Raw genomic sequence first — 26,670 nt, 5'->3', positions numbered from 1 at the left:
CTCTGCTTTTTATTATGACGATTTTTGCTCTCGGTGTTAACCATAAAACCGCATCGGTTGATATGCGCGAACGTCTCGCGTTCTCACCTGAACAGTTGCATCATGCGCTGCCAGCCCTGCGTGAGCAGACCGGTGTGCGCGAAGCAGTGATCGTCTCAACCTGTAATCGCACCGAAATTTATTGTCATGCTGAGGCTAATGGCGTCACTTCGACCGACTTACTCGTTGGTTGGTTGGCCGGCTATCATGGTATTCCAGCAACGACGCTGCAAGCGCACGTCTATTGTCACGAAGATGATGCGGCGATTGACCACTTGATGCGCGTGGCGAGCGGACTCGATTCTTTGATTTTGGGTGAGCCGCAGATTTTAGGGCAAGTCAAACAGGCCTATCAATTCGCCAAGAATCAAGCCAGCGTGGGCGGTATTCTTGAGCGTTTATTTCAACAGACGTTTCATATTGCTAAGCGTGTCCGCAGTGAGACAGCTGTTGGTGAGAACGCTGTTTCCGTGGCGTTTGCTGCGGTTAATTTAGCGCGCCACATTTTCGCCGAGCTGGAGCAAGCACAGGTTCTGCTCGTGGGGGCCGGTGATACTGCCGAATTAGTCGCACAGCATTTAAATGAAATCGGCGTAAAAGGTTTAGCGGTCGCCAATCGAACGCTCGCGCGGGCCGAACAGGTGGCCCAAAACTATAAAGGTCAAGCGCACACGCTGGGCGAGTTACCGGAATTGCTGCCGCAAGCTGATATTGTGATTTCGTCCACAGCAAGCACCCTGCCAATTATCGGTAAGGGCATGATTGAACAAGCGTTGAAGCAGCGGCGGCGCAAGCCTATGTTGCTCATCGACTTGGCGGTACCACGCGATATTGAGGCGCAGGTCAACGAGTTAAATGACGCTTATCTTTACACCGTTGATGATTTGCAAGGTATTATCGCGGAGAATATGCGCAGTCGCGAGGAAGCTGCTGCGCAAGCGCAAGGCATGATTGCTGAGCAGACCGCGCAATTCATGCAATGGCTGCGCACCTTAGACCATGTCGATATTCTGCGTGAGTTTCGCCAGAGCACTGAACAACTTGCACAAGAGCAGTTGCAACGTGCACGGAATCAACTGGCCGCTGGAAAGCCAGCAGATGAAGTTCTCGCTGAGCTCACTCAGCGACTCACCAACCAATTTTTGCATCAGCCCACCAAAGTTTTACGTGAGGCAGGTGCGCAAGGCGATTTTCAAGCGTTGGCGTTATTCCAACAATTGTACAAAGATACTCAATAAGGTCGTGCATTCATGATGAATCCGTCAATTACGCGCAAACTTGAAGCGTTGTTAGAGCGCTACGAGGAAGTCCAACATCTGCTAAGTGATCCAGGCATCATTGCCGATCAAGATAAATTTCGGGGCTTGTCGCGTGAATACTCCCAACTTGAGGAGTTAGTAAAGTGTTTTCGTGCTTATCAACAGGCGCAAGAAGATGCGCAAGCTGCGCAAGAGATGATTGCTGAAGATGATGCAGAAATGCGTGAAATGGGTGAGCTCGAGCTAGCGCAAGCGAAACAGCAGCAAGAGCAACTCGAGCAAGAGCTACAAATTCTATTGTTGCCGCGCGACCCGAATGACGATCGTCCGTGTTATTTAGAGATTCGTGCTGGTGCCGGCGGCGACGAAGCAGCTATTTTTGCCGGCGACCTGTTTCGTATGTACAGTCGTTATGCCGAACAGCATGGTTGGAAACTGAATATTGTCAGTGCCAATGAAGGTGAGCATGGTGGCTTTAAAGAAGTCATTGCGCACATGACTGGCGAAGGTGCCTACGGTCGCATGAAGTTCGAAAGTGGCGGTCATCGCGTGCAACGGGTGCCCGAAACGGAATCTCAAGGACGGGTGCATACCTCAGCCTGCACCGTAGCAGTCTTGCCGGAAATTCCTGAAGCGGAAGCGGTAGAAATCAACCCAGCCGACCTACGCGTCGATACGTTCCGTGCCTCTGGTGCTGGTGGTCAGCACGTTAACCGAACCGATTCAGCCATCCGCATTACTCACATTCCATCGGGTATTGTGGTGGAATGCCAGGACGAGCGTTCACAGCATAAAAACCGTGCGAAGGCGATGTCGGTGTTGTATGCGCGCTTGCAGCAAATGGAAGACGATAAGCGTCGCCAAGAAGAACAGTCAACTCGCCGTAGTTTAGTGGGGAGCGGTGACCGTTCAGAGCGCATTCGCACGTACAATTATCCGCAGGGCCGCGTCAGCGACCATCGTATCAACTTGACACTTTATCGGTTAGACGAAGTGCTCGAGGGGGGACTCGATTTACTGCTTGATGCCATTGTGCAAGAGCATCACGCGGACCAATTGGCAGCATTAGCTGAGCAACAGGATTAATGGCCAGCATTGCCAAGTGTTTGCGCGAGGCGCAGCAGCGCCTGTCTGATAGTGAAACACCGCGACTTGATGCCGAAGTGTTGTTGGCGCATGTCCTACAACAAACGCGCAGCTATTTGCATACGTGGCCCGAACGTGAACTCAGCCAAGCCCAAGTAGAGACCTATGACCGCCTCATAACAGCAAGGGCAAACGGTCAGCCGGTGGCGCACCTGTTGGGTGAGCGTGAATTTTGGTCGCTGCCCTTACAAGTCAACGCCAGTACTTTGATTCCACGACCTGATACCGAAATTTTGGTCGAAACATGTCTGCACCTCGCAGTTGGTGCGTCGGCGAGTGTTCTTGATCTTGGTACGGGCACTGGAGCCATCGCCCTAGCGCTGAAAAGTGAGCGGCCCCAGTGGCGTGTCATTGCTGTTGATAATGCTGCTGATGCAGTGGCTTTGGCGCGATTGAACGCTGAACGTTTAGCGCTCGAGGTGCAAATTAAACAGAGTGACTGGTTCGCACAATTGCCCCAGCAAAAATTTGATTTGATCGTGAGTAATCCGCCCTATATTGCCGCTGATGATCCGCATCTGCAGCAGGGCGATGTGCGGTTTGAACCGCATTCGGCATTGGTTGCGGCTGCTACCGGTTTTGCAGATTTGCAAACGATCATCGACCAGGGTCCAGACTACTTGAGTAAAGGAGGCTGGTTGGTGCTTGAGCATGGCTGGCAACAGGCTGAGCGCTGCCGAGAGTTGTTCATTGCACGCGGCTTTCATGCTGTCGAGAGTCGGCGCGATTATGCTAATCTTGACCGTATCACGTTAGGAAGATGGGGGACGGATGATGTCGAGTGATTTTATTTTCGCGAACGAGGCGACGCAAAACTCTGCACCTAAGCCGCTCAATTCGGTTAAAAAATGGAAATTACTAATCGTCGACGACGAGAAAGAAGTGCATGCGGTCACTCGTTTAGCCTTGATGGATCTAGTTTTTGAGGGGGCTGGGCTGGAGTTTGTGAGTGCCCATTCGCTGGCCGAGGCAAAGCAACAGATCGATCAACATCCAGACCTCGCTATTGTCTTGCTAGATGTAGTGATGGATACCGATGACGCCGGCTTGCAAGTAGTCAACTATTTGCGTCATACGCGACATAATCAACGAACTCGTGTTATTTTGCGTACGGGGCAACCGGGGCAGGCACCCGAGCGCGCCGTGGTATTGAACTACGATATCAACGATTATAAGGCGAAAACTGAGCTGACCTCGCAAAAGCTATACACCAGCGTGATGTCAGCACTGCGATCTTACCGCGATATCATGCAGGTTGAGCAGCAACGCCAATTACTCGAAAAGCGCTTGCGTCGCATTGAACAAACGCTCGCTCGTGATTTTCCAGCAGCTGCAGCAGCCATAAAACAACAAGAACAAGAGGATTAAAACAGATGCCATATGAAGCGCTAAAACATCTCCACGTCACCTTTGTGGCGGTAAGTGTGTTATTATTCGTGCTGCGATTTTTTTGGCACACCATGGATGCTGCGATTAGCAAGCAGAAGTGGGTCAAAATTGTGCCACATATTATCGATACATTTTTACTCTTAACGATTGTTGCGTTGTTACTAGAGTGGCAGCAATGGCCGTGGGAGACTGCTTGGTTAGGTAACAAGTTACTGGGTTTGTTTGGCTATATTGCTTTTGGTTTAGTAGCGATGAAAGCGAAAACTAAAGCCATGGCTTACGTAGGCTTTGTCGTAGCGTTAGGCTGGATTGCGTTCTTGTTGCACATTGCTTTTAGCAAACAAGCACTGATTGGCTAAACAAAATATAAGGTAGTAATGAATAAAAGTATGCAGTTTTCGTATTTAGAACATGTCGATCACGAGTTACTCCCGACTATCGAGATTTTGTGGGAGATAAGTCGTGTGTTCCATGCGGACAGCGATACTTATGTGAGTGCGTTTTACCAAGAGTTGAACGCACTGCGCGAACACCCGTCGTTACAACAAGAGAATGAAGTCGAACGCTTACAGGCGTTATGCCGTTTGTTCTATGTCCACTTAGGCTTCAGTAAAGCGCCAGAGCCACTCCTAAGCGCAAAACGCGTCTTAGTTGACCGTGCGATACGCTTGCGTACTGGTGAACCTTTGACGTTAGCATTTTTACTGCAAGAAGCTGCGTCTTATCATGGCCTCGTGCTCGAGCTCATCGATTTTCCCGATTATCCGTTACTGCGTCTTGATTATGCGCAGTCGAGTTACTTCGTTGATCCAAGTTCTGGTGAATTGTTGCATGGTAGCCAAGTGCAGGAGCGCTTTGAAGACGCCACTGAAGATGAAGAGCAGTTCAGTTGGGAAGTGCTCGAAGCCGCTGAACAAAAGTTAATACTCGTGCGGTACTTATCTGAGCTCAAACATGCTTTCATTAGTGATCGCCGTTTTGCTGATGCACTCACAACTGTCCACATGTTGTTGACCGTGCTGCCCGACGACCCTTACGAAATTCGTGACCGCGGTTATATTCTCGAAGAACTCGATTGCAATCACGTTGCAGTTGACGATTACCAGTATTTTGTCGAACAATGCCCCGATGATCCGAGTGCGCAGTTGCTGCGCTTACAACTAGAAAACTGGACCCAGCCGCAAACAATTCTGCACTAGTGGTTCGTTCACCCATTATAAAAACAATAAGAGGTAGTCGTGGAAGCAACACCTTTAATTACCAATGACGGTATTATTTTTGGCCTATTAGCCGTCATTCTTGGCGGTATTTTTTACACCCAGCAAAGTAGCAGTTCATTCTGGCAAAAATTCTATACCTTCGTTCCAGCTTTGTTGTTGTGTTATTTCATTCCTTCCCTGTTAAACACTTTCGGTGTTGTGAATGGTAGTGAGACTGGCATTTACCCGCTAGTTATGGATTACCTATTACCTGCCTGTTTAGTGTTGTTAACCTTGAGTCTCGACTTGAAAGCCATTATTCGTCTCGGACCAAAGTTACTCATTCTGTTTTTGACCGGTACTTTAGGTATCGTTATCGGCGGTCCAATCGCGCTGTTACTGGTTTCCATCGTCTTTCCTGAAATGCTCGGTGGTGCCGGTCCAGACGCAGTGTGGCGAGGCATGACGACGATTGCTGGTAGCTGGATCGGTGGTGGTGCTAACCAAGCGGCAATGAAAGAAGTCTACGAAGTCGGTGGCGAGATTTTCTCGGCGATGGTGACCGTGGATATCATCGTTGCCAATTTATGGATGGCGGTGCTGCTCTATATGGCGGCAAATAGCAAGAAAATAGATGCTCGTATTGGTGCAGATACCAGCGCAATTGAGAGCATTAAACAGCGTATCGAAAGCTATGAAGCTGAGCATCGTCGCGAATCGAAGCTGCCAGATTTGGTGTTTATTCTTGCCGTCGGTTTTGGTGTGGCGGGTCTAGGCCACTGGGGTGCCGATGTCATAGCACCTTTCATTGCCGAAAACGTTCCAGCGTTGAAAGATTTTAGTCTCGACAAAAAATTCTTCTGGCTCATCGTCATTGCAACCAGTGTTGGCGTAGCGCTTTCTTTTACCCCCGCGCGCAAACTCGAAGGCGTTGGTGCCTCGAAAATCGGCTCTTTGTTTGTCTATATCCTAGTTGCGACCATTGGTTTGCATATGGACGTAAGTGCTATTGTTGAAGTGCCAAAATACTTCTTGATCGGTGCTATCTGGATGCTGATCCATGCTGGATTGATGCTGTTGGTTGCGCGCTTGCTCAAAGCCCCAGTGTTTTATATGGCGGTGGGGAGCCAAGCGAACGTAGGTGGTGCGGCTTCTGCGCCAGTAGTTGCCTCGGCATTTCACCCGTCGCTCGCACCGGTTGGCGTTCTTCTCGCTGTATTTGGTTACGCACTTGGTACCTACATGGCCTATATTTGTGGACAAATCTTACGGGTTATCGCGAACGGCTAAGGATGTAACGTGATTAATACTGAAGTCATTAAAGTCGGTAAGGTGCAAGTGGGTAACCACTTGCCGTTTGTATTGTTTGGCGGCATGAATGTGCTTGAATCTCGCGATTTAGCAATGCGGGTGGCGGAGCATTATGTTGCAGTGACTGAGAAGCTTGGCATCCCGTACGTGTTTAAGGCGAGTTTCGACAAAGCCAACCGTTCGTCGATTCATTCGTATCGTGGACCTGGACTCGATAAAGGACTGGAGATTTTTGCTGAAATTAAACGGACTTTTAATGTGCCAATTATCACTGACGTACATGAGCCACAGCAGGCCAAACCGGTTGCAGAAGTTGCTGATATTTTGCAGTTGCCGGCGTTTTTAGCGCGCCAAACCGATTTAGTTGTCGCGATGGCAGAGACCAAGGCCGTGATCAATGTGAAGAAGCCACAATTTCTTGCGCCCCAAGAAATGCGTCACATTTTGAAAAAGTTTGCGGAGGCTGACAACCACAATGTCATGCTGTGCGAACGTGGTAGTTGCTTCGGTTACAATAATCTCGTTGTTGATATGCTGGGAATGGACGAGATGCGCCAAATGGCTCCGGTTATTTTTGATGCTACGCATGCGTTGCAGCGTCCTGGTGGCCGAGCCGACTCGGCTGATGGTCGTCGCGCACAAGCCGCAGTATTGGCGCGCTCAGGCATGGCGTTGGGGCTAGCTGGATTATTTATTGAAGCGCATCCTGATCCGGATCAAGCAAAATGTGATGGACCTTGTGCGTTGCCGTTATCAAAATTAGAACCTTATTTGCAGCAAATGCAGGCGCTAGATGAGCTAGTGAAAGGTTTTGCGCCACTCGATACGGCTACGGTCTAAACGTATTCTTCCTTGCACCACCGCGGAACATTGTATAAATTAAAACGCATGTTTTAAATGCATGTTCACAGCGGTGGCTATCATGGCAAAGCGTATTTCTACGCAAGAAAAAATCTTAAACGCAGCCGAGGCTTTGTTCGCCGAACAAGGCTTTGAACAAACGTCGTTGCGGCAAATCACCACAGAAGCAGAGGTGAATCTCGCTTCCGTCAATTATCACTTCGGCTCGAAGAAATCACTCATTCAAGCGGTGATGGCGCGTTATCTCGAAGTGTTTATGCCATCCTTGCAAACTGAGTTAGAACAGCTCGCTGCAACGGGTAATTTCACCACGCGTGAGGTGTTCAACTGTTTTCGTAAGCCGCTTTCGGATATGGGCCAGGTGCGCAAACATGGCCCGACTTTATTTCTCAGTTTGCTGGGTTTCGCCTATGCTGAAATACAAGGGCATTTGCGCCGCTACACCATGGAACATTTTGGCGACGTCATTGCGTTGTTGCTGGAAACTTTGCATCAGGCAAATCCACAGCTAAGCCCGGTGGACATGTTCTGGCGGCTGCACTTCGTGCTTGGTGCTACGGTGTTTGCGCAAGTCTCAGGGCCAGCGTTGCGTGAAATCGCGGCGGCTGATTTTGGTGAAGCAGTGGCTGCAGACCAAGTTATCGATCGCTTGATTCCCTTTTTAGCAGGTGGCGTGGACGCCACCACCGACACACCAGTCGCACAGTAATCGAGGTTCTATCATGGAAATTCTGATTCTCCTGATCGTTGCCGTAGTTTTGTTATTTGCGGTAAAGGAAATTCGCCGTAGTTTAATCAGCCGGCCAATGTTTAAATTCTTCAAGCGGGTGTTACCGCCGTTATCGCAAACCGAGCGCGAGGCGATGACCGCAGGTGATGTTTGGTGGGACGCCGAGTTATTTAGCGGACGTCCGGATTGGCAGCGTTTTCATAGCCATAAACCACCGCAGTTTACGGAAGAAGAACAAGCCTTTATTGATAATCAACTCGAAACGCTGATGGCGATGTTGGACGACTTTAAAATCGTGCAACAGGATCGTGACTTGCCGAAAAAGGTGTGGGATTACATTCGCAAGGAGAAGTTTTTTGCCATGATTATCGGCAAGGAATTTGGCGGTTTAGATTTCTCGCCGGCTGCCAACTCCTACATCGTTTCTCGTATCGCCACGCGCTCAATCAGTGCTGCGGTAACCGTTATGGTGCCTAACTCTTTAGGACCGGGCGAACTCCTCACCCATTACGGCACCGATGAGCAGAAGAACTATTGGCTGCCACGTTTGGCCGATGGCACGGACATTCCGTGCTTTGCGCTGACCGCCCCAGAAGCGGGCTCGGATGCCGGCGCAATCCCAGATACGGGGATTGTGTGTAAAGGTGAGCATGACGGTAAAGAAGTGGTCGGCATTCGCTTAAATTGGGATAAGCGGTACATTACTTTGGCACCGGTGGCGACAGTGCTGGGTTTAGCTTTCAAACTCTATGATCCTGAAGGCCTTATTGGTGAAAAAGAAGATATTGGTATCACCTGTGCGCTCATTCCAACGAATCACCCAGGCGTAGAAACTGGCGAACGTCACTTGCCATTGAATCAAGCTTTCATGAACGGTACCACGTACGGCAAAGACGTTTTTATTCCACTGGATTGGATTATCGGTGGGCAAGATTACGCTGGTAAAGGCTGGCGCATGCTGATGGAGTGCTTGTCAGCAGGGCGGGGTATTTCCTTGCCGGCGCTGGCGACCGCTACTGGTCATGTAGCACAGCGTATGACCGGTGCTTATGCCTATGTACGCCAGCAGTTTGGCTTGCCGATTGGCAAGTTTGAGGGTGTGCAGGAAGCAATGGGCCGGATTGGTGGCTTGAACTATAGTGTCGAATCCATGCGTCGCCTTACGGTTGAATCCCTCTGTGCAGGTAAGAGTCCATCGGTCATCACGGCGATGACCAAGTACCACATGACCGAAATGGGTCGGCAAATCATGGAAGACGCGATGGATATTCATGCCGGTAAAGGGATTCAGTTGGGTCCAAAGAATTATCTTGGGCATGGTTACATGGCCACACCTATCTCCATTACGGTTGAGGGTGCCAACATTCTAACTCGTAACTTAATGATCTTCGGGCAGGGCGCCACGCGCTGTCATCCTTATGTACTGAAAGAAATGGATGCGGCAGCGAACCCCGATGAAGAGCAAGGATTAAAAGATTTCGACGGGTTGCTGATGAAGCATTTGGCGTTTGGTTCTAGTAACTTCTTTGGCTGCTTGGCAATGGGCTTGACCGGTTCGCGATTTGTTGGTTCACCAGTGAGCGGACCAACCAGTAAGTACTATCAGCATTTAACCCGTTTGAGCCGTGCATTGGCGTTAACCGCAGACGTGGCAATGCTAACCCTAGGTGGCGATCTGAAGCGTAAAGAAATGTTATCGGCGCGGTTGGGCGATGTATTGAGTCACCTTTACATGGCTTCGGCAGTGCTGAAACGTTATGAAGATGACGGCCGTCAGCACGGTGATCTTGCTTATGTCGAGTATGCGGTTCAACGTCACTTACATCTTATCGCAGAGGCGTTCCGTGGCTTTTTCAACAATTTCCCGAACCGCTTTGTCGCATGGACGTTGCGTCTTGCAGTATTCCCGTTCGGAATTCATTTTGCTGCTCCACAAGATGCACAATTGCAAGCTATTGCGGATGATATGATGGTGCCTGGGGCGACACGTGACCGTCATACCTTCTTGTGCTACTGGAAGGACGATGCAAAAGACATGACCGGCCATATGGAGTTGGCATTTTTGGCAATGAAAGAAAACGAAGCTGTTTATAAACGTCTGCAGAAAGCTGAAAAACGCGGCGAGATTCCACCGGATTTAGCCGGCGATGAACTGGTCAAAGCCGCGCGCAAAGCTGAGTTACTCAGTGCTGACGAAGCCAAAGTTATCAAGAAAGTGGAGCAGTTGCGTTTGACAGCGATCGCGGTTGATCAATTTGCCCCAGGTACCCTCGAAAAAAAGGCGTTCGCTAAGTAGCGAACGCCGCTGCCATAGGACTGACCGTAGCGTGCGGATTAAGCGATTGGTTTATACCGTACGCGATGCGGTTCCATCGCTTGCTCACCATGAGTTTGCTTCATGTAAGCTTCATAGTCCGTGTAGTTACCTTCGTAGAAGTTGATCTGACCTTCATCGCGATAATCCAGAATGTGGGTAGCGACACGGTCAAGGAACCAACGGTCGTGCGAGATAATCATCGCTGAACCAGGGAACTCCAATAAGGCGTTTTCTAATGCCCGCAGCGTTTCCACGTCGAGGTCGTTGGTCGGTTCATCGAGCAGCAACAGGTTACCGCCGGCTTTTAGCAGTTTCGCGAGGTGTACACGGTTACGCTCACCACCTGAAAGTTCACCGATGCGTTTTTGCTGATCGTTGCCGCGGAAATTAAAGCGTCCAACGTAGGCGCGGCTGTTAATTTCAAAGTTGCCAATACGCAGAATGTCCTGACCATCTGAAATTTCTTGCCATACGGTGTTGCTGTCGTTCATGTCGTCGCGGAACTGGTCGACACTGGCAAGTTGTACCGTTTCACCAAGCTCAACCGTGCCCGAATCAGGCTGCTCTTTACCCGTGATCATGCGGAATAACGTTGATTTACCTGCGCCGTTTGGACCGATGATGCCGACAATCGCGCCCTTAGGTACGCTGAAACTTAAGTCATCAATCAACACGCGGTTGTCATAAGCTTTGCTTAAGTGATTGACTTCTAGCACCTTATCACCGAGGCGTGGACCTGGTGGAATGAAGAGTTCATTGGTTTCATTGCGTTTTTGGTAATCGCCACTTTGTAGCTCTTCAAAGCGAGCCATCCGCGCTTTGCTCTTCGCTTGGCGGCCTTTCGGATTTTGTCGAACCCATTCAAGTTCTTGTTTAATACTGCGCTGGCGTGCTTGTTCAGCTTTCTCTTCTTGCTCAAGTCGCTTCTCTTTTTGCTCCAACCAAGACGAGTAGTTGCCTTCCCAAGGAATGCCATAGCCACGGTCAAGTTCAAGGATCCAACCGGCAACGTTATCGAGGAAGTAACGGTCGTGGGTGATAGCTACCACGGTCCCATCGTAATCGTGTAAGAAGCGTTCAAGCCAGGCGACGGACTCGGCATCTAAGTGGTTGGTCGGTTCGTCGAGCAACAACATGTCGGGTTTGCTTAGCAATAGACGACAAATTGCCACGCGGCGGCGTTCACCACCTGATAGCACGCCAATCTTGCTGTCCCACGGCGGTAAGCGCAGGGCGTCGGCGGCACGTTCGAGAATGTTATCGAGGTTGTGGCCATCTTTGGCTTGAATAATGGCTTCCAGTTCGCCTTGGCGTTTCGCTAGCGCATCGAAGTCGGCGTTTTCGTCGGCATAGGCAGCATAGACTTCATCGAGTTCAGTCAGCGCGTTTTTTACTTCAGCAACGGCTTCTTCAACGGTTTCACGGACCGTTTTACTCTCATCAAGTTGTGGCTCCTGCGGCAGGTAACCAATTTGAATCCCAGCCAGTGGGCGCGCTTCGCCGTCGATTTCTGTGTCGACACCCGCCATGATGCGCAGTAGGGTTGATTTACCGGCACCGTTGAGACCCAAGACGCCAATTTTAGCGCCCGGGAAAAACGACAACGAAATGTCTTTTAAGATAGTCTTTTTCGGCGGGACAACTTTGCTCACCCGCGACATTGAATAGATATATTGCGCCATAGCAGCAAACCATTCCTCAGTTAGGCCTAAGTCAGGCATGAATAAAGTGCTTATTTTAACCCTTAAGTTGGCGTGAACCCAAGTATATTGGTAAACTACGTGCCGATTGTTGTCCGCATAGAATGTCTGCAAAGAAGTCAGGAGCCCCGATGTTAAAGAACACCATGAATATTGCCGATTACGATGCTGAACTCTGGCAAGCCATGACTGGCGAGGTCGAGCGTCAAGAGCAACACATTGAAATGATCGCATCTGAGAACTACACCAGTCCACGCGTGTTACAAGCACAGGGCTCACAGCTGACCAATAAATATGCTGAAGGCTATCCGCACAAACGCTATTACGGCGGTTGCGAATACGTCGACATGGTTGAAGATTTAGCGATTGAACGTGCCAAGCAATTGTTCGGTGCTAAATATGCCAACGTGCAGCCGCACGCGGGCTCGCAGGCGAACTCAGCCGTGTTCTTAGCTTTACTTGAAGCTGGTGACACCGTGTTGGGCATGAGCCTGGCGCATGGTGGTCACTTGACGCACGGTTCTGGCGTTAATTTCTCAGGTAAACTCTACAACGCGGTGCAGTATGGCCTCGATGAAAGCACTGGTGAAATCGATTACGCTGAAGTGCGTGCATTAGCGCTTGAACATAAGCCGAAAATGATTGTCGCTGGTTTCTCAGCTTACTCAGGTATCGTTGACTGGGCGAAATTCCGTGAAATCGCTGACGAAGTAGGTGCCTACTTGTTAGTCGATATGGCACACGTTGCTGGTTTAGTCGCTGCTGGTTTGTACCCGAGTCCGATTCCGTTCGCCGACGTGGTGACTACTACGACGCATAAGACCCTTGCTGGTCCACGCAGTGGTTTAATCTTGTCAGGTAAAGACGACGAAGCCTTGCACAAAAAGCTGAACAGCGGTGTATTCCCAGGCAGTCAAGGTGGTCCGTTGTGCCACGTGATTGCGGCTAAAGCTGTAGCTTTTAAAGAAGCCATGGAGCCAGAATTCAAGGCGTATCAGCAACAAGTGCTGGATAACGCCAATGCGATGGTGAAAGTGATGCAAGAGCGCGGCTACAAGATTGTTTCAGGAGGCACGCAGAATCATTTGTTCTTGGTCGATCTCATCGACAAAGACATCACCGGTAAGGATGCTGATGCGGCACTTGGTAACGCTTACATCACCGTGAACAAAAACTCGGTACCGAACGATCCGCGTTCACCCTTTGTCACTTCAGGTTTACGTTTGGGCACGCCAGCGATTACCCGCCGCGGTTTCAAGCAAGCTGAAGCTGAGCAGGTCGCGAACTGGATTTGTGATGTGCTAGATGACATCAACAACGAAGAAACCATTGCCAGCGTACGCGAGCAGGTGAAAGCGTTGTGCGCGAAATTCCCAGTCTACGCATAGGCGTTAAGACAACTAAGATTAGGTAGTGGAGTGTAACTATGCATTGCCCGTTTTGTGACACCCAAGACACCAAAGTCATCGATTCACGCCTCGTGTCCGATGGTGCATCGGTGCGACGTCGCCGCGAATGCAATGCCTGTAAGGAACGTTTCACTACCTTTGAAACCGCTGAGTTGGTCATGCCACGCGTGATCAAATCCGATGGTTCCCGCGAGCCGTTTAATGAAGACAAGCTTCGCAATGGCCTGCTACGCGCTTTGGAAAAACGCCCAGTAAGCGTTGAATCCATGGAGCAAGCCATTCAAAACGTGAAGTCTGCACTGCGCGCAACCGGTGAGCGTGAAATTACCAGTCAGGTTATCGGTGGTTTAGTGATGGAAAACTTAAAAGCCATCGACAAAGTGGCTTACATACGTTTTGCTTCGGTGTACCGTGCATTCGATGACATTCGCGAATTCGGTGAAGAAATCGCTCGCTTAAACGATTAGTTCTATGACTGACGCTGCGCAAGCTCATCTCGATAACCATTTCATGCAAATGGCGCTCACTCTCGCTGAACGTGGGCGCTTTACCGCTGCGCCAAACCCCTGTGTGGGCTGTGTGATTGTGGCGCAACAGGAAGTTGTAGGCAGTGGTTACCATGAACGCCCCGGCGAACCTCATGCCGAGGTATTTGCGCTGCGTGAGGCCGGCGCGCGCGCGCACGGCGCAACGGCCTATGTCACCCTTGAACCTTGTAGCCACTTCGGTCGCACGCCGCCGTGTGCCGACGGTCTCATCAAAGCTAAAGTGAGCCGCGTGGTCGTGGCGCTGCAAGATCCGAACCCCTTGGTTGCCGGGCAAGGCATTGAACGCCTTCGCGCGGCGGGTATTCAAGTTGATGTCGGCGTATTAGAAACCGCGGCACGACAACTTAACCTTGGTTTTATTTCGCGCATGGAACGGCAGTTGCCGTGGGTGCGCTTGAAAATGGCCATGAGTCTCGATGGGCGCACGGCACTCAGTAATGGTCGCAGCCAATGGATCACGGGCGAACAAGCACGGTTAGATGTGCACCGTTATAGAGCCTGCAGTGGTGCAGTGCTCACAAGTGCCCGCACGGTGTTAATGGACCAAGCACGGATGACCGCGCGCCACCCAGAAGCGCAACAACAGCCGTTGCGGGTGTTATTAGATCGTCGTGCGGAAGTCGCCGTCGACCATCCTTTTTTTGCGATCTCAACGCCGGTTCTGCGCGTAGTAGATGCCACTGTTGAAGATCGCGCACACTGGCCGGCCCATGTGCAAACGCTACGCGTCCCCAGTGCGCAGCAGCGTTTGCCGCTACAAAGCGTGTTGGCAGAGCTGGCACAGCAACAAATCAACGAGGTCTGGACAGAATGTGGGGCCGAGCTTGCTGGGGCTCTGGTGAGTGCCGATCTGGTCGACGAATACGTTATTTACATGGCGCCTAAACTCTTAGGTGACAGTAGCCGTGGTTTACTGCAGCTGCCGGAGTTTTCGCAGCTCGAGCACGTGCCACAATTGCACTTTCAAAGCTTCACTCGGTTGGGTGAGGATATTCGCATTAATGCTTTGCCACTGCACCGCAGTGTCATGGCGAGAGGAGAGGTAACATCGTGAGTCAACTCAATAGCGCCGCCGAAATCATTGAAGATATTCGCCAAGGCAAAATGGTGATCTTGATGGACGACGAAGATCGCGAGAATGAGGGCGACTTAATCATTGCTGCCGAGCGGATAACTCCTGAAGCGATCAACTTTATGGCGCGCTATGGGCGTGGATTGATTTGTTTAACGCTCACTGAAGAGCGTTGCGAACAGCTGCGTTTGCCATTGATGGTGAACCAAAATAATGCGCCCTATGCGACGAATTTTACGGTTTCGATAGAAGCCGCTGACGGTGTGACCACGGGGATCTCGGCAGCCGATCGGGCGCGCACAGTGCAAGCTGCCGTAGCGCCGCAGGCCAAACCTGATGATTTGGTCATGCCTGGTCATATCTTTCCGCTTAAAGCTAAGTCGGGCGGCGTACTCAATCGGGCAGGACATACCGAAGCCGGTTGTGATTTGGCGCGTTTGGCAGGCTATGAGCCAGCTGCGGTGATTGTTGAAGTCCTCAACGAAGACGGCACCATGGCACGCCGTCCAGATCTAGAGAAATTCGCGGCTGAGCATGATTTGAAAATCGGTACCATTGCGGACTTAATCGAGTATCGCTCGCTACAGGAAAAGACTGTTGAACGTCAAGCCCAATGCCGCTTACCGACCCGTTTTGGTGAATTTGAACTGATCACGTACCAAGATACCATCGACAAGCAAGTCCATTTTGCCTTGATCAATGGCACCATTGACCCTGAGCAGGCAATCAACGTGCGAGTGCATTTGCAAGATACCTTTAATGATTTGTTTGCGACCGACCGAGCAACGCAACGTAGTTGGCCGCTTGGTCATGCGATGGAGTTTCTCGGTCAGCACGGTGGCGTGTTAGTGGTGATTGGTCGCACGCAAACGGCCGATGACATTCTAGAGCAGGTGCGTAGTTTTGCCGAAGAAGATCGGGGCGAACGCAAGCCGACCGCGGCGGCGTCAAATGCATCGCGTAGCGTGGGTATTGGTTCACAGATCCTGGCTGATTTAGGTATTCACAAGATGCACTTGCTGAGCACACCGAAGCGATACACCGCCTTGTCAGGCTTTGGCTTGGAAGTTGTAGACTTTATTGAAGATCCCGACCATCAATAGCATCTTGCACTTGTTGCCATAACGCATGGTTAGCAGGTGCAGCGAGTCCGGCGGCTGCACTCGCAGTCGCCACAAAACCATTCAAATAGCCAATCTCTAGCAATCGACCCTGTTCAAAATCTTGTAACATTGACGAACGATTTGCCGCAGTTTGCTGCACCACTTGGCGTGTTTGTTGCAAAATTTCAGCCACTTGTAGGTGTACGCCATGTTGCTCCGCAAGCGCGACAATTTCAGTTGCCAATTGCTGCCATTGTTGTGGCTTAACTAAATGCTCTAAAGCACCATTTCGACAATGATAAAGCACGGTGAACGGATTGATTAAACAATTGATCGCTAGCTTGTGCCAACGGCGTTGCTGGATATTAGTTTGCCATCGCAAGGGTGGCAGCGCTGTGGCCAATGTCTCAAAACATGCGGGCTGTGGGTTATTCCCCGCGTGCCAACCGAGCCAACTTTGACCGTGCCCAGCATGCACAAGCTGCGTGTTATCTCGATAAGCGCCGTGAGTTGTGACCCAATGCAATGCGTGCGAGGGAATGAGCGAGCCCTCATTGCTGAGCATTCCGTTGTAACTCAGAATGAGTTGACTGTTGGCAAATTCCGGTACCGACAGGAGCTCCTGCAACAAAGCTTCTACTTGATAGGCTTTCACCGCGGCAAAGATGATCGCAGGGGTAGTGAGTTCTGCACACGCGTTAAAACGATAGGTTTGTTGCTGCTCGGTTATGGCGACGCTGTTAACCGATGTATCGCGCAGCTTAATAGCGACCTGGTGTTGCTGTTGGGCGAGGCGCACCGCCATCAGGCTGCCAAGTGCACCTTGCCCAATCACTAGCCATGGCAATTCGCTAGTTGCGGCCATGTTCCTGCTCGGCTTCATAGGTTGTTGGCGCCTCGATACGGTGCAAGGCTTTGCGCAAGAGAATCAGCAGCAACAATCCCGGGGTTACCATCACCGCAGTCAAAATAAAGAATAATGACCAGTCGCCATCCAGCCAGTCGACCACAAAGCCACTGTAGGATGACAAGAAGGTGCGACCGAGGTTGCCCAAAGAGGCGAGTAGCGCGTATTGGGTGGCGGTAAACGCGCGATTACAGAGCAAACTGATAAAGGCGACAAAAGCGACCGTCGACCAAGCACCGGTGAAGCCATCAATAATGACTGCGGCTAACAACAAGTTGGTATCTGGGCCGACTGCAGCGATCCACGCAAACATTAGGTTACTGGCGGCCATGGCGATGCCGCCAATCAGCAAACCGCGCATGGTACCCAACCGTACATTCACCAGACTACCGATGATGGCAAAAATAATGGTCACCCACCAGTTCACCATTTTCGAATAGATGGCGATGTCATCGTTGGTAAAGCCGATTTCTTTATAGAACACAATGCTCATGCGGCCGAGAAAGGCTTCACCGATCTTGAATAGAAAAATAAAGCTTAAAATGGCAAATGCGAGCTGCCAGCCAGTGCGGCGAAAAAATTCGGCAACCGGTTCATAAAGAGTAGTACGAAACCAGTCTTGCCACCGCTCAAATGGTTTAAGTTGCGCACGATAACGAGTTGATTCACGCACCATAAGCACAACCGCAAGTTGCACCAGCAGCACGACGGCCATGACTTTATAGGCGGCTTGCCAGTCCCAGGTGGTGCCGTCTACCAAGAAGAAGGGCAGCGCGCCCAAGCCGCTGTAACCTGTCCACCAGCCGGCAGTCGCCATGGCCGCACCGGCCGATTGCAGGTGCCCTTCATGCTGCCCAAAACTCTCGATGCGAAAAGCGTCAATAGCAACGTCTTGGGTGGCCGAGGCGACTGCAATCGCTAGCGCACCGCACGCCACCCAGAACGCTTGAGTGGCAAGATCAAGTGTGCTCATACCCAAGGTGGTCACGATGAGTACGAACAAACACAAAGCAAGCCAGCTGCGGCGTTGACCGAGCCAACGCTGGAGCAGTGGTAGTTTGACGCGGTCGACAAAAGGGGACCATAGGGCGTTAACTGAATAGGCCACAAAGACCATACCAAATAAGCCGATCTCACTGCGCGCAACCCCAGCTTCTTGCAACCAAGCAGAGAGCATTGAGCCAATCAGGACCCAGGGGAAACCGCTCATTAGACCGAATAAGAAGATAACCCAAATGCGCGGCTCTAAGTAAACACGAAAGTCTTTATACCAAGGTTGATTGGCAGTTTCGTTAGCCATCGTGGCGCCTATTGAGGTGGGAGAATTTCAGCGCGAATCAGCACTGGTGGTTCCGTCGGGTAGTCGCGCCAGCCAGTTGCTGCGTGGAAGGGCTGTGATTCCACCTCAGCCAGCTTTTCCAGCGTTTCGTAGCCACTGACGATACTACCAAAAACAGCGTAGCCCCAACCATCTTCTGGGTCGAGGGAAGGATTGTCTTGAACATTAAAAAAGAACTGACGTGTTGCCGTGTGAGGGTCAGTTTCGCGTGCCATCGCGATGGTACCGTACTTATTCTTGAGGCCATTGCCAGATTCGTTAGGAATCGGCGACCCTGTGGTTTTGGCACGCAGTTCGGCATCGTAACCACCGCCTTGCACCACAAAACCGGGCACTATGCGATGAAAAATGGTGCCGTTATAACTGCCAATGTCGACAAATTTAAGAAAGTTTTTTACCGTGAGCGGCGCTCTGTGTCGATTCAGCTCAACGACGATTTCGCCATGGCTGGTGGTGAACTTCACCCGCGGAAAAGGATTGTCGGGTTGAATTTCTTGGGCGCTAAGCGGAGCAGCTAGCAAGCTAATACTTAAAAGCAGGCTGTTGATGAGTGATTTCATAGTTATCATTGACTCTCATTTCACGTTAGTTAATACAGCTGTAAACCACGAATTTACTATTGCTGGCTATTTGCTGAACATGGCTGAATAGACGTTTTAATGGATGATAATACGGCAGATGACGATTGGCGACCACCCGCATTTCACCACCTTTACGCAGCACGCGTAGCGCATCACGAAACATTTGTCGTGCGATGTGCTCGGTTATCGTATGTTCTTGGTGAAAGGGCGGATTACACAGAATTAAGTCGGCGCTCTCAGATGCCTGCTGACTCAAACAGTCATCAACGCGGGTTTGGTAGTTGTCGTTAGCGCCGAGGTTACTCGCAATGTTCGCCTGACATGAGGCAATCGCGAGATGCGACTCGTCCACCCAAGTGACCTTACTCGTAGGTGAGCGGCGCGCGTAGAGAATACCGAGCACCCCGTTGCCACAACCGAGATCGATGACATTGTCGGCGCCACTAGGCGGCAGATTTTCGAGCAACAGTCGGGCGCCAATATCAAGTTGATTGCGCGCAAAGGTACCGGCGTAATTGGCAAGCTGTAGGTCGTATTCGGCGGCATGCCATTGCTCAATAAAAGCGCCAAGTTCGAAAGGCTGTGATTTGATGGTTGCCGTCAGCACACGGCATTTACGTTCAATCAGCGAGACCTCAACCGAGTCGCAATAGCGCTCGAATAGTTGGCGTACACTTGGGGTAAATAGTTTGCTTTTTGCGGCCGCCAAAATAGGCGTACCGGGGGCGATCTCAGCACTCAGTTTTGCCAGTTGCAGTTGCAGCAAACTTTGGCTCTTCGGGAGTTTCAGTAACACCACATCAGTCGTTGCTGGCATAGTTGCCAGCGGATCGAGTTGGGTTAGAGTCGAGGCGAGCTGATTGTCGGCTAAATTGGCACGCTGACCCAGTTCGGTCACGCGCGAATCACTACTGCTGGCAACCTGTAAATGCGCCACTGGCATCAGTAGGGCACCGAAGGCATCATTGATCAGCAGCGGGAATTGCCATTGCTGACCCGCTTGTTCGGCACGGACCCAACGCTCGTGGAGTAATTCATCAGCGGCATCCCATGCTTGCAGAGGGTCGCTGGTTCGACGTGGATAGCGATAGAGCTGCCAGCGTCCTGCGGGGGTTTGCATTAAAGTCGGCGCGGTGTGTCGAGAGTATGGTTTTGCCATTGGTCGGACATTTCTCTTTGTAACAATCGTGCTATGATAGCGAAAAACGTGATGTGACTATAGGTTTTAACTAGTGAAAATATACGCAGAGATTACTGGCTGGGGTAAGTGTTTACCGCCGGCTGTGATGACCAACGACGATTTAGCCACGTTTCTGGATACTTCTGACGAGTGGATCCGTACCCGTACCGGTATTGAAGAGCGCCGTGTCAGCGCGGTTGGCACATCAAAGCTTGCGACTGTGGCTGGGCGTAATGCACTGGCTGCCGCAGGTCTTGACCCAGAAGAAATCGACTTGGTTCTCGTGGGTACTTGTACCCCAGACGAAATCATTCCAAATATTGCTTCGGCCGTCCAACGTGACTTAGGCGCAAAGAACGCTGCGGCGTTTGACCTTAATGCCGCCTGTAGTAGTTTTCTCTATGGTATGCACTTTGCGACGCAAGCGATACGCACAGGTGCACACAAAAAAGTACTGATCATCGGCGCTGAGCGCCTAACGCGAATTCTCGATTGGACCAAGCGTGAGAGTGCAGTGCTGTTTGGTGATGGTGCTGGGGCGATGGTGCTGGAAGCGAGTGAAAATGAAGCTGGTTTATTGGCTTCGCATGTGTCCTGTGATGCGGATGCGCGTGACGTACTAGCACTTGAATTTGGCCTAAGTTTCGACCGCTTTGGTTTCGATGGCATTATGCCGTTCAACTTTATTGGTCAGGAAATCTTTAAACGCGCAGTCAAAGGCATGAATACCGCAGTTGAGAAGGTGTTCGCGGAAACGGGTTTGACCACCGACGACATCGACTCGTTGATTCCGCATCAAGCCAATAAGCGTCTGATCGATTATCTGGCCAAAATGTGCAAAGTGCCGGAAGAGAAGACCGTTATTAATATTCAAAAGTACGGCAATACCTCTTCAGCGACTTTGCCCATTGCCTTCTGTGAAGCTGTAGAACAGGGCATCGTTAAACCTGGCGATACCATTGTGTCGGCAGTGTTCGGTGGTGGCTTGACCTGCGGCGCAGGCATTATTAAATGGGGACAACGCGTGACCCCCATTCGTCCTAACGATGAGCAACTCGCGGACGATGGTCAAACGGCCCTTGATTTAATTTTGCCGCTGCACGAAGGTACCAAATTAGCTTGGCAACGCCGCGGCGAATAGGAACAAGTAGTATGAACGAACAGGTGTTAGTGGAACAACGCGACGGTATTGTTTGGATCACGTTGAACCGTCCCGAAAAAAAGAATGCGATTACCCAACAAATGTATTTGGATATGGCGCACGCCCTAGAACAAGCTGAACGCGACACGAGTGTGGCGGCTGTCGTGTTGCAAGGTGCGGGGGGAAGTTTTTCGGCGGGTAATGACTTACATGATTTCCTTCAATCGGAAGAACTGAACGAATCATCACCACCGTTCGTTTTCTTGTATACGTTAAGCCGTTTGACAGTGCCAGTGATTGCCAGCGTTGATGGTGCGGTTATCGGCATTGGCACCACCATTTTGCTCCATTGCGACATGGTACTCAGTGGCGAACAGGCGCAATTCGCGCTGCCATTTATTCACTTGGGATTAGTGCCAGAAGCTGCTTCCAGTCAGTTACTGCCATTGCTATGTGGCCACTTACGTGCCGCAGAGTTGTTGTTACTGGGTGAAACCATTGATGCGACAACAGCCTTGAGCTATGGCTTAGTAAGCAAAGTTGTGGCGAGCGATAGTCTGGCCGATGCGACAGCTGAACTCGCGGCGAAATTTGCCGCCAAACCGGTGAGTGGCTTGCGCGCCAGTAAGCAATTGATGAAGCAACCCTATGAAAATGTTGCCGATCGCATTGCTCGCGAAGCAAAGGTGTTTATAAAAGCACTACACTCGGATGCTGCGCGCGAAGCTATTGCGCAAAAATTACATAAAAAGCGTTAGTCTGGTCGAGATCGTACAAAAGCTGAGCAGACGCAAGCTTTGCCCTTGCGACTGCCGCTTCGATCAGGGATAATGCGCGCCGTTATGGTGGTCCTGTTGGTCCCCCCGCAACACGAACTGGTGAACTCGGTCAGGCCCGGAAGGGAGCAGCCGTAGCTAGGGTAGTGTGTGCCGGGGTGCGGCTGGCAGGGCCGCCACCCTTCTAAACCCTGTTCATCGTTCCTCGTTATTCGTTAGGGTGCTGCAAAGTATTGCTTTGCTGGCGCAGAGCTGTATGTTATTCGAATAACGAATAACGAATAACGAATAACGAACAGCGAAGGGTCTTATGCCGAAGAATATTGAGCCTGTATACTACAGCGACTACCTGCAACTTGATGCGCTCCTCGACGCACAACAACCCCATAGCAAAAAATACGGTGCCGAAGCGCATGATGAAATGCTTTTCATCATTGTGCATCAAGTCTACGAATTGTGGTTTAAGCAAGTCCTCCATGAGTTGCGAGCCATTCACCGTGAATTCCACGAGCCGAAACTCGACGATAAAGCGCTTTATTTGGTATCGCATCGATTACAACGGGTATTGAAGATTCAAGACTTGATGAACGATCAGGTCGCAATCATTGAGACCATGACACCGCAGGAATTTCTTGAGTTTCGCGATTACCTGGTGCCAGCCTCTGGGTTCCAAAGTATCCAATTCAAAGAGCTGGAGATTCGGCTTGGGCTCACGCGCAAAACGCGGATTGCCTTTGATCAACAGTCATTTTACAACCGCTTAAACGAAACCGACCGAGCTTATCTAGAGCATTTGGAGGAGCAACCGACGCTATTCGATCGAGTGGATGCGTGGTTGGCACGGATGCCGTTGTTAGAGTGGCAAGACTTCAAGTTCTGGGAAATGTATCAAAAAGCGGTCAATCAAGCCTTGGATGCTGATGAAAAAATCATTCGCGACAATGTGCAAGACGAAGCACAACTGCGGCAAGAGTTAGAAGGTATACAGCGTAACCGCGATACGTTTGCCGCGTTATTTGCTAGCGAAAGTTATGAATTGTTAAGAGAAGAGGGCGCAGTGCGACTCTCGCAGCAAGCGATGTTAAGCGCGCTTTTCATTACACAGTATCGCGAAGAACCTGCGTTTAACCTTGCCTGGCAGGTGATTAATGCGTTCGCTGAACTGGACGAGAAGCTCACCATTTGGCGCTATAAACATGCAATGATGGTGCAGCGCATGTTGGGCACCAAAATTGGTACAGGAGGCAGTTCTGGGCACGATTATTTGCGCAGGACCACTGAACAGAATCGGGTGTTCAAAGACTTTTTTGCAATGTCGACGTATCTCTTACCGAAATCAGCGTTACCAGAACTTCCTGAGCACGTGCGGCAAGCGTTAAGCTTTTCGCTCGAAATGGGCCAACGCACGTAACAGTGCGAGCATTTGTTGTTCGATTTTCGTCGCTAACCAGCGCTGGTGACTCTCACTGGCGCTGCGTTCTAACTGAGCAATCAGTTCATCTATCTCATCACAATAGCCACTCGGCGCCGCGTGATTGACGCGAAATAGCTGTGCATCGAACCAATCATGAAAGCTTTCTTCGGCAATACCAAGGCGCGTAATGCGTTGTCGCATGGCGCGTGTTTGTTGCCGCAGTCGCTGCGTGAGCTGACGCATGGTGGCGTTATCCATAGGTTTTTCCTGTTATGGGAACTTTTGCGGAATATTCTATTCCAATACGAGGCAAATAAAAGTAAAAAAAGAGGGTAATGTTAACACGCTGTAAATGCATTTTTATGCGCGTTTAAGCTAGGAATAATCTATTTTCCGTGGTTGACAGGGTTCGCCTGATCGTGGGAGTATTGAGGAGATTATTGCTCAATAATAATTGCGCAATAGCTGCAAGTGTTGATTAAACTCTTTTCGTCACTCAAATAACTGGGAAGTTGGCGACTCTGGTTGTCGTCAGCAGAAAGTTAAATCAAATTGGTTGGGAACTATGACCAAAGTAATCAATAAAAGCAAAATCGCTGCGGCCTTGATTGGCGCGCTCGCGATAACCGGTAGCGTTGCTGCTACTGCACAGTCAGTTTCTGAGCTGCAAAGCGAAGAAGCGAAAACGCATCAAGCTGATGTGCGTTCACAAGAAAAAATCAACTCGTTGTTCGAGCAATCGCAAGAATTGCTATACGAATACCGCGGTATTGTAGACGAGTATGAACAGCTGAAAGTTTACAATGACCACGTACAACGTTTGGTTGACGACCAGAATGCACAACTGGCTTCTCTACAGCGTCAGATCGACAGTGTTGAAGACACCAAACAAGGTGTTGTTCCACTCATGTACAAAATGATCGACGCTTTGGAGCAGTTTGTTAAGCTCGATATTCCAATCCAACGTGACCGTCGTTTGGCGCGTGTTGATATGCTGCGTGACGTTATGGAAAATGCCAACGTAACCACGTCTGAGCAATTCCGTCAGATCACTGAAGCTTATCAGGCAGAAATGGACTACGGTTCAGCTCTGAACGCGTACGAAGGCAAGTTGAGCTTCGAAGGCGAAGAAATCTCTGTTGACTTCTTCCACCTTGGTCGCGCAGCGCTGCTTGCGCAATCACTGGATCTGAAAAACGGTTGGATTTATGACAAAGCCACCGGTGAGTGGGAAGTACTTGACGACGCTTACTTAGGTGCTTTAACCAAAGCTATCCGTATGGCGCGTAAGCAAACTGCCCCAGATCTTCTTCAATTGCCAGTATTCGCAGCGGAGCGTGCAGAATGAACAAACTAGTGAAATCTTTGCTGGTCGCTACAGCATTCTCTCTAACCATGGGCGCTAGCGCTGCATATGCGCAAAACGAAAGCGTTCAAGAAGCGAAAACTCTTGAAGAGTTGCTTCAATTAGTTAAAGAAAACCGTGCCGAATCACAGCGCATCAACGCGCAGCGTGAAGCTGAGTTCACTGATGCCCGTGCTGACAAGCAAGCTTTGTTAAACCAAGCGAAGCGTCAGCTAGCTGATGAGAAAGCGCGCGGCGAACGTTTGCAAACCCAGTTCTCTGAAAATGAAATTGCGTTAGCGAACAAAGAAACTGAACTACAAAACCAACTAGGTACTTTGGGTGAGATCGTCGGTGTTGCTCGCGGTGCAGCGAGTGAAACGATTGGTCGTATCGCCACTTCAATCGTAAGCTCGCAGTATCCAGGCCGTGAAGACGTACTTGAAAGTATTGCTGAAGCTAGCGAAGTTCCAAACATCGCAGAGCTTGAAGAACTGTGGTTGGCATGGTTAACCGAAATGCAGCAGTCGGGTAAAGTCGTTACTTTCCCAACTGAAGTTACTTTGCTCGACGGTTCTACTGAACAGCGTGACGTAACGCGTATCGGTGTATTCAACTTGTTGTCTGATGGCGAATACTTCGTCTACAACGACCAAGCTGAAGAAATTCAACCATTGGGTCGTCAGCCTGAAGGCTACATCTTGTCAGCAGCAGAAAATTTCCTCTCGACTGAAAGTGGCTATGAAGGCGTTTACATTGACCCAGCACGTGGCCAAATCTTGAACCTTGCGACTCAGAAAGCAACTCTTGAAGAGCAGTATCATCAAGGTGGCACCGTAGGTTACGTCATTACCGTAGTTCTTATTCTTGGTATCCTAATTGCGATCTGGAAGATCATTACGCTGGGTTCAGAGGGCGCGAAAATGCGTGCACAGCTGAAAAACACCGGTAATCCTTCTGAGAAGAACGCGTTGGGTCGTATCTTGAAAGTTTACCACGACAACAAGAACGATGACGTTGAGAACCTTGAATTGAAACTTGACGAGGCGATCATGCGTGAAACTCCACGTATCGATGCTGGCGTTAATATCATCAAGATTTTCGCAGCTATCGCTCCGTTGTTAGGTCTATTGGGTACGGTAATCGGTATGATTGGTACCTTCCAATCAATTACCTTGTACGGTACTGGTGACCCGAAAATCATGGCAGGCGACATCTCAATGGCGTTGGTAACAACAGCTATGGGTCTGATCGCAGCGTTGCCATTAATTCTGATCCACGCAGTTGTTGCGGGTCGTGCTAAGAAAATCGTTCACACGTTGGACGAGCAAGCTGCCGGCATCGTAGCCGCGCACGCGGAGAAGGAGTAATCCTATGCTTTACCTGATGGAGCTTTGGGAATCTATCAGGGATTTTCTGAGTACCGGTGGCGACGTTTTATACTTCGTCATGGGAGCGCTCTTTCTCATGTGGGTACTCATGATTGAGCGCTTCTGGTTCCTTACCGCCGTGTTCCCGAAGATGAAGAAAGACATCATCGCTCAGTGGGACGCGCGGAAGGACACCACCTCTTGGTACGCTCATAAGATCCGTGAAGCATGGATTTCTGAGGCAGCTGATAAACTGAATGCACGTATGTTGTTGATCAAAACAACCATCGCCATGTGTCCGTTAATCGGACTCTTGGGTACAGTAACCGGTATGATTACTGTATTCGAAACCATGGCAACGCAGGGTACTGGTAACCCGCGTTTGATGGCCGACGGTATCTCGATGGCGACGATCCCGACAATGGCCGGAATGGTTGCTGCACTGTCAGGCATGTTCTTTGCGACTCGTTTAGAGTCAAAAGTGAAGCGCGCGCGTGACAAGTTGGTCGACAGTTTGCCACATCATTAAGAGAG

Annotated in this window: 25 protein-coding genes, 1 other RNA gene and 1 pseudogene; 21 read left to right on the top strand and 6 right to left on the bottom strand. The window is 50.4% G+C overall.

What is annotated here, in order from left to right:
- Positions 1-14: 14 nt before the first annotated feature.
- The 10 genes and pseudogenes from hemA to IDAT_RS07635 all read left to right on the top strand — a co-directional run bounded on the left by hemA (position 15) and on the right by IDAT_RS07635 (position 10,230).
- A complete protein-coding gene (hemA, locus tag IDAT_RS07680) occupies positions 15-1,277 on the top strand; it encodes a glutamyl-tRNA reductase (protein ID WP_034732503.1) in 1,263 nt (420 codons plus the stop codon).
- A 15-nt stretch (positions 1,278-1,292) separates the two neighbouring features.
- Complete coding sequence (gene prfA / locus IDAT_RS07675) at positions 1,293-2,384, top strand: peptide chain release factor 1 (protein WP_034732748.1); 1,092 nt, start codon at positions 1,293-1,295, stop codon at positions 2,382-2,384.
- Complete coding sequence (gene prmC / locus IDAT_RS07670) at positions 2,384-3,229, top strand: peptide chain release factor N(5)-glutamine methyltransferase (protein WP_034732499.1); 846 nt, start codon at positions 2,384-2,386, stop codon at positions 3,227-3,229. The genes prfA and prmC overlap by 1 nt, the downstream gene beginning before the upstream one ends.
- Positions 3,219-3,728 (top strand): annotated as a pseudogene (locus IDAT_RS07665) (response regulator); the annotation flags it as partial. The gene prmC and the pseudogene IDAT_RS07665, both read left to right, overlap by 11 nt.
- 89 nt (positions 3,729-3,817) lie before the next feature.
- Complete coding sequence (locus tag IDAT_RS07660) at positions 3,818-4,192, top strand: SirB2 family protein (RefSeq protein WP_034732494.1); 375 nt, start codon at positions 3,818-3,820, stop codon at positions 4,190-4,192.
- Positions 4,193-4,222: 30 nt separating this feature from the next.
- Positions 4,223-5,032, top strand: a complete 810-nt coding sequence (locus tag IDAT_RS07655) for a transglutaminase family protein (RefSeq protein ID WP_162178394.1) — start codon at positions 4,223-4,225, stop codon at positions 5,030-5,032.
- 39 nt (positions 5,033-5,071) lie between these two features.
- Positions 5,072-6,322 carry a DUF819 family protein gene (locus IDAT_RS07650; protein ID WP_034732490.1) on the top strand — a complete coding sequence of 417 codons (1,251 nt, stop codon included), beginning with the start codon at positions 5,072-5,074 and terminating at the stop codon, positions 6,320-6,322.
- A 12-nt stretch (positions 6,323-6,334) separates the two neighbouring features.
- A complete protein-coding gene (kdsA, locus tag IDAT_RS07645; protein WP_051986669.1) occupies positions 6,335-7,183 on the top strand; it encodes a 3-deoxy-8-phosphooctulonate synthase in 849 nt (282 codons plus the stop codon).
- 82 nt (positions 7,184-7,265) lie between these two features.
- Positions 7,266-7,913, top strand: coding sequence for a TetR family transcriptional repressor PsrA (gene psrA / locus IDAT_RS07640; RefSeq protein WP_034732747.1), 648 nt, complete (start codon positions 7,266-7,268; stop codon positions 7,911-7,913).
- A gap of 13 nt (positions 7,914-7,926) precedes the next feature.
- Positions 7,927-10,230, top strand: coding sequence for an acyl-CoA dehydrogenase (locus IDAT_RS07635; RefSeq protein ID WP_034732486.1), 2,304 nt, complete (start codon positions 7,927-7,929; stop codon positions 10,228-10,230).
- Positions 10,231-10,268: 38 nt separating this feature from the next.
- On the opposite strand, the gene ettA is transcribed toward IDAT_RS07635, so the two are convergent.
- Positions 10,269-11,933 (bottom strand): energy-dependent translational throttle protein EttA, encoded by a 1,665-nt coding sequence (gene ettA / locus IDAT_RS07630; protein WP_034732746.1) that lies wholly within the window; start codon positions 11,931-11,933, stop codon positions 10,269-10,271.
- Positions 11,934-12,082: 149 nt separating this feature from the next.
- Between ettA and glyA the strand changes: the two genes are divergently transcribed.
- From glyA to ribBA, 4 genes are read left to right on the top strand one after another with little or no spacing between them, the layout of a single operon-like run.
- On the top strand, positions 12,083-13,339 hold the full coding sequence (glyA, locus tag IDAT_RS07625) for a serine hydroxymethyltransferase (protein ID WP_034732484.1): 1,257 nt from the start codon (positions 12,083-12,085) through the stop codon (positions 13,337-13,339).
- Positions 13,340-13,377: 38 nt separating this feature from the next.
- Entirely contained in the window at positions 13,378-13,827 is a 450-nt protein-coding gene (nrdR, locus tag IDAT_RS07620) for a transcriptional regulator NrdR (protein ID WP_034732483.1), read from the top strand.
- Between the two features lie 4 nt (positions 13,828-13,831).
- Positions 13,832-14,962, top strand: a complete 1,131-nt coding sequence (gene ribD, locus IDAT_RS07615) for a bifunctional diaminohydroxyphosphoribosylaminopyrimidine deaminase/5-amino-6-(5-phosphoribosylamino)uracil reductase RibD (protein ID WP_034732480.1) — start codon at positions 13,832-13,834, stop codon at positions 14,960-14,962.
- A complete protein-coding gene (ribBA, locus tag IDAT_RS07610) occupies positions 14,959-16,083 on the top strand; it encodes a bifunctional 3,4-dihydroxy-2-butanone-4-phosphate synthase/GTP cyclohydrolase II (RefSeq protein ID WP_034732479.1) in 1,125 nt (374 codons plus the stop codon). Before ribD ends, ribBA begins: the two co-directional genes overlap by 4 nt.
- On the opposite strand, the gene IDAT_RS07605 is transcribed toward ribBA, so the two are convergent.
- Genes IDAT_RS07605 through IDAT_RS07590 form a run of 4 tightly spaced genes read right to left on the bottom strand, consistent with a single transcriptional unit; the run spans position 16,058 to position 20,030 of the window.
- A complete protein-coding gene (locus IDAT_RS07605) occupies positions 16,058-16,948 on the bottom strand; it encodes a ketopantoate reductase family protein (protein ID WP_034732477.1) in 891 nt (296 codons plus the stop codon). The genes ribBA and IDAT_RS07605 overlap by 26 nt on opposite strands.
- Positions 16,935-18,290 (bottom strand): AmpG family muropeptide MFS transporter, encoded by a 1,356-nt coding sequence (locus tag IDAT_RS07600; RefSeq protein WP_034732475.1) that lies wholly within the window; start codon positions 18,288-18,290, stop codon positions 16,935-16,937. The genes IDAT_RS07605 and IDAT_RS07600 overlap by 14 nt, the downstream gene beginning before the upstream one ends.
- A gap of 8 nt (positions 18,291-18,298) precedes the next feature.
- A complete protein-coding gene (locus IDAT_RS07595) occupies positions 18,299-18,889 on the bottom strand; it encodes a peptidylprolyl isomerase (protein WP_034732474.1) in 591 nt (196 codons plus the stop codon).
- A gap of 25 nt (positions 18,890-18,914) precedes the next feature.
- A complete protein-coding gene (locus IDAT_RS07590; protein ID WP_034732745.1) occupies positions 18,915-20,030 on the bottom strand; it encodes a methyltransferase in 1,116 nt (371 codons plus the stop codon).
- 112 nt (positions 20,031-20,142) lie between these two features.
- Here IDAT_RS07590 and IDAT_RS07585 point away from each other — a divergent pair, with 112 nt between their 5' ends.
- The 4 genes from IDAT_RS07585 to IDAT_RS07575 all read left to right on the top strand — a co-directional run bounded on the left by IDAT_RS07585 (position 20,143) and on the right by IDAT_RS07575 (position 23,418).
- On the top strand, positions 20,143-21,231 hold the full coding sequence (locus tag IDAT_RS07585; RefSeq protein WP_034732472.1) for a ketoacyl-ACP synthase III: 1,089 nt from the start codon (positions 20,143-20,145) through the stop codon (positions 21,229-21,231).
- An 11-nt stretch (positions 21,232-21,242) separates the two neighbouring features.
- Positions 21,243-21,989 carry an enoyl-CoA hydratase gene (locus tag IDAT_RS07580; RefSeq protein ID WP_034732462.1) on the top strand — a complete coding sequence of 249 codons (747 nt, stop codon included), beginning with the start codon at positions 21,243-21,245 and terminating at the stop codon, positions 21,987-21,989.
- A gap of 94 nt (positions 21,990-22,083) precedes the next feature.
- Positions 22,084-22,180, top strand: an RNA gene (gene ffs, locus IDAT_RS13140) — signal recognition particle sRNA small type.
- Positions 22,181-22,317: 137 nt separating this feature from the next.
- Positions 22,318-23,418, top strand: a complete 1,101-nt coding sequence (locus IDAT_RS07575; protein ID WP_034732459.1) for a tryptophan 2,3-dioxygenase family protein — start codon at positions 22,318-22,320, stop codon at positions 23,416-23,418.
- On the opposite strand, the gene priC is transcribed toward IDAT_RS07575, so the two are convergent.
- Complete coding sequence (gene priC, locus IDAT_RS07570) at positions 23,383-23,679, bottom strand: primosomal replication protein PriC (RefSeq protein WP_034732458.1); 297 nt, start codon at positions 23,677-23,679, stop codon at positions 23,383-23,385. The genes IDAT_RS07575 and priC overlap by 36 nt on opposite strands.
- Positions 23,680-23,986: 307 nt before the next feature.
- Here priC and IDAT_RS07565 point away from each other — a divergent pair, with 307 nt between their 5' ends.
- From IDAT_RS07565 to IDAT_RS07555, 3 genes are read left to right on the top strand one after another with little or no spacing between them, the layout of a single operon-like run.
- A complete protein-coding gene (locus tag IDAT_RS07565; protein WP_034732456.1) occupies positions 23,987-24,769 on the top strand; it encodes a DUF3450 domain-containing protein in 783 nt (260 codons plus the stop codon).
- Positions 24,766-26,136 carry a MotA/TolQ/ExbB proton channel family protein gene (locus IDAT_RS07560; protein ID WP_034732455.1) on the top strand — a complete coding sequence of 457 codons (1,371 nt, stop codon included), beginning with the start codon at positions 24,766-24,768 and terminating at the stop codon, positions 26,134-26,136. Before IDAT_RS07565 ends, IDAT_RS07560 begins: the two co-directional genes overlap by 4 nt.
- A 4-nt stretch (positions 26,137-26,140) precedes the next feature.
- Complete coding sequence (locus IDAT_RS07555) at positions 26,141-26,665, top strand: MotA/TolQ/ExbB proton channel family protein (RefSeq protein WP_034732454.1); 525 nt, start codon at positions 26,141-26,143, stop codon at positions 26,663-26,665.
- The last annotated feature ends 5 nt before the right edge of the window (positions 26,666-26,670 follow it).

This window comes from Pseudidiomarina atlantica (genome assembly GCF_000753735.1).
Taxonomy (GTDB): Bacteria; Pseudomonadota; Gammaproteobacteria; order Enterobacterales; family Alteromonadaceae; genus Pseudidiomarina; species Pseudidiomarina atlantica.
Note: the sequence above shows the minus strand (reverse complement) of the source record. Positions and strands in the feature narration are given on the sequence as shown.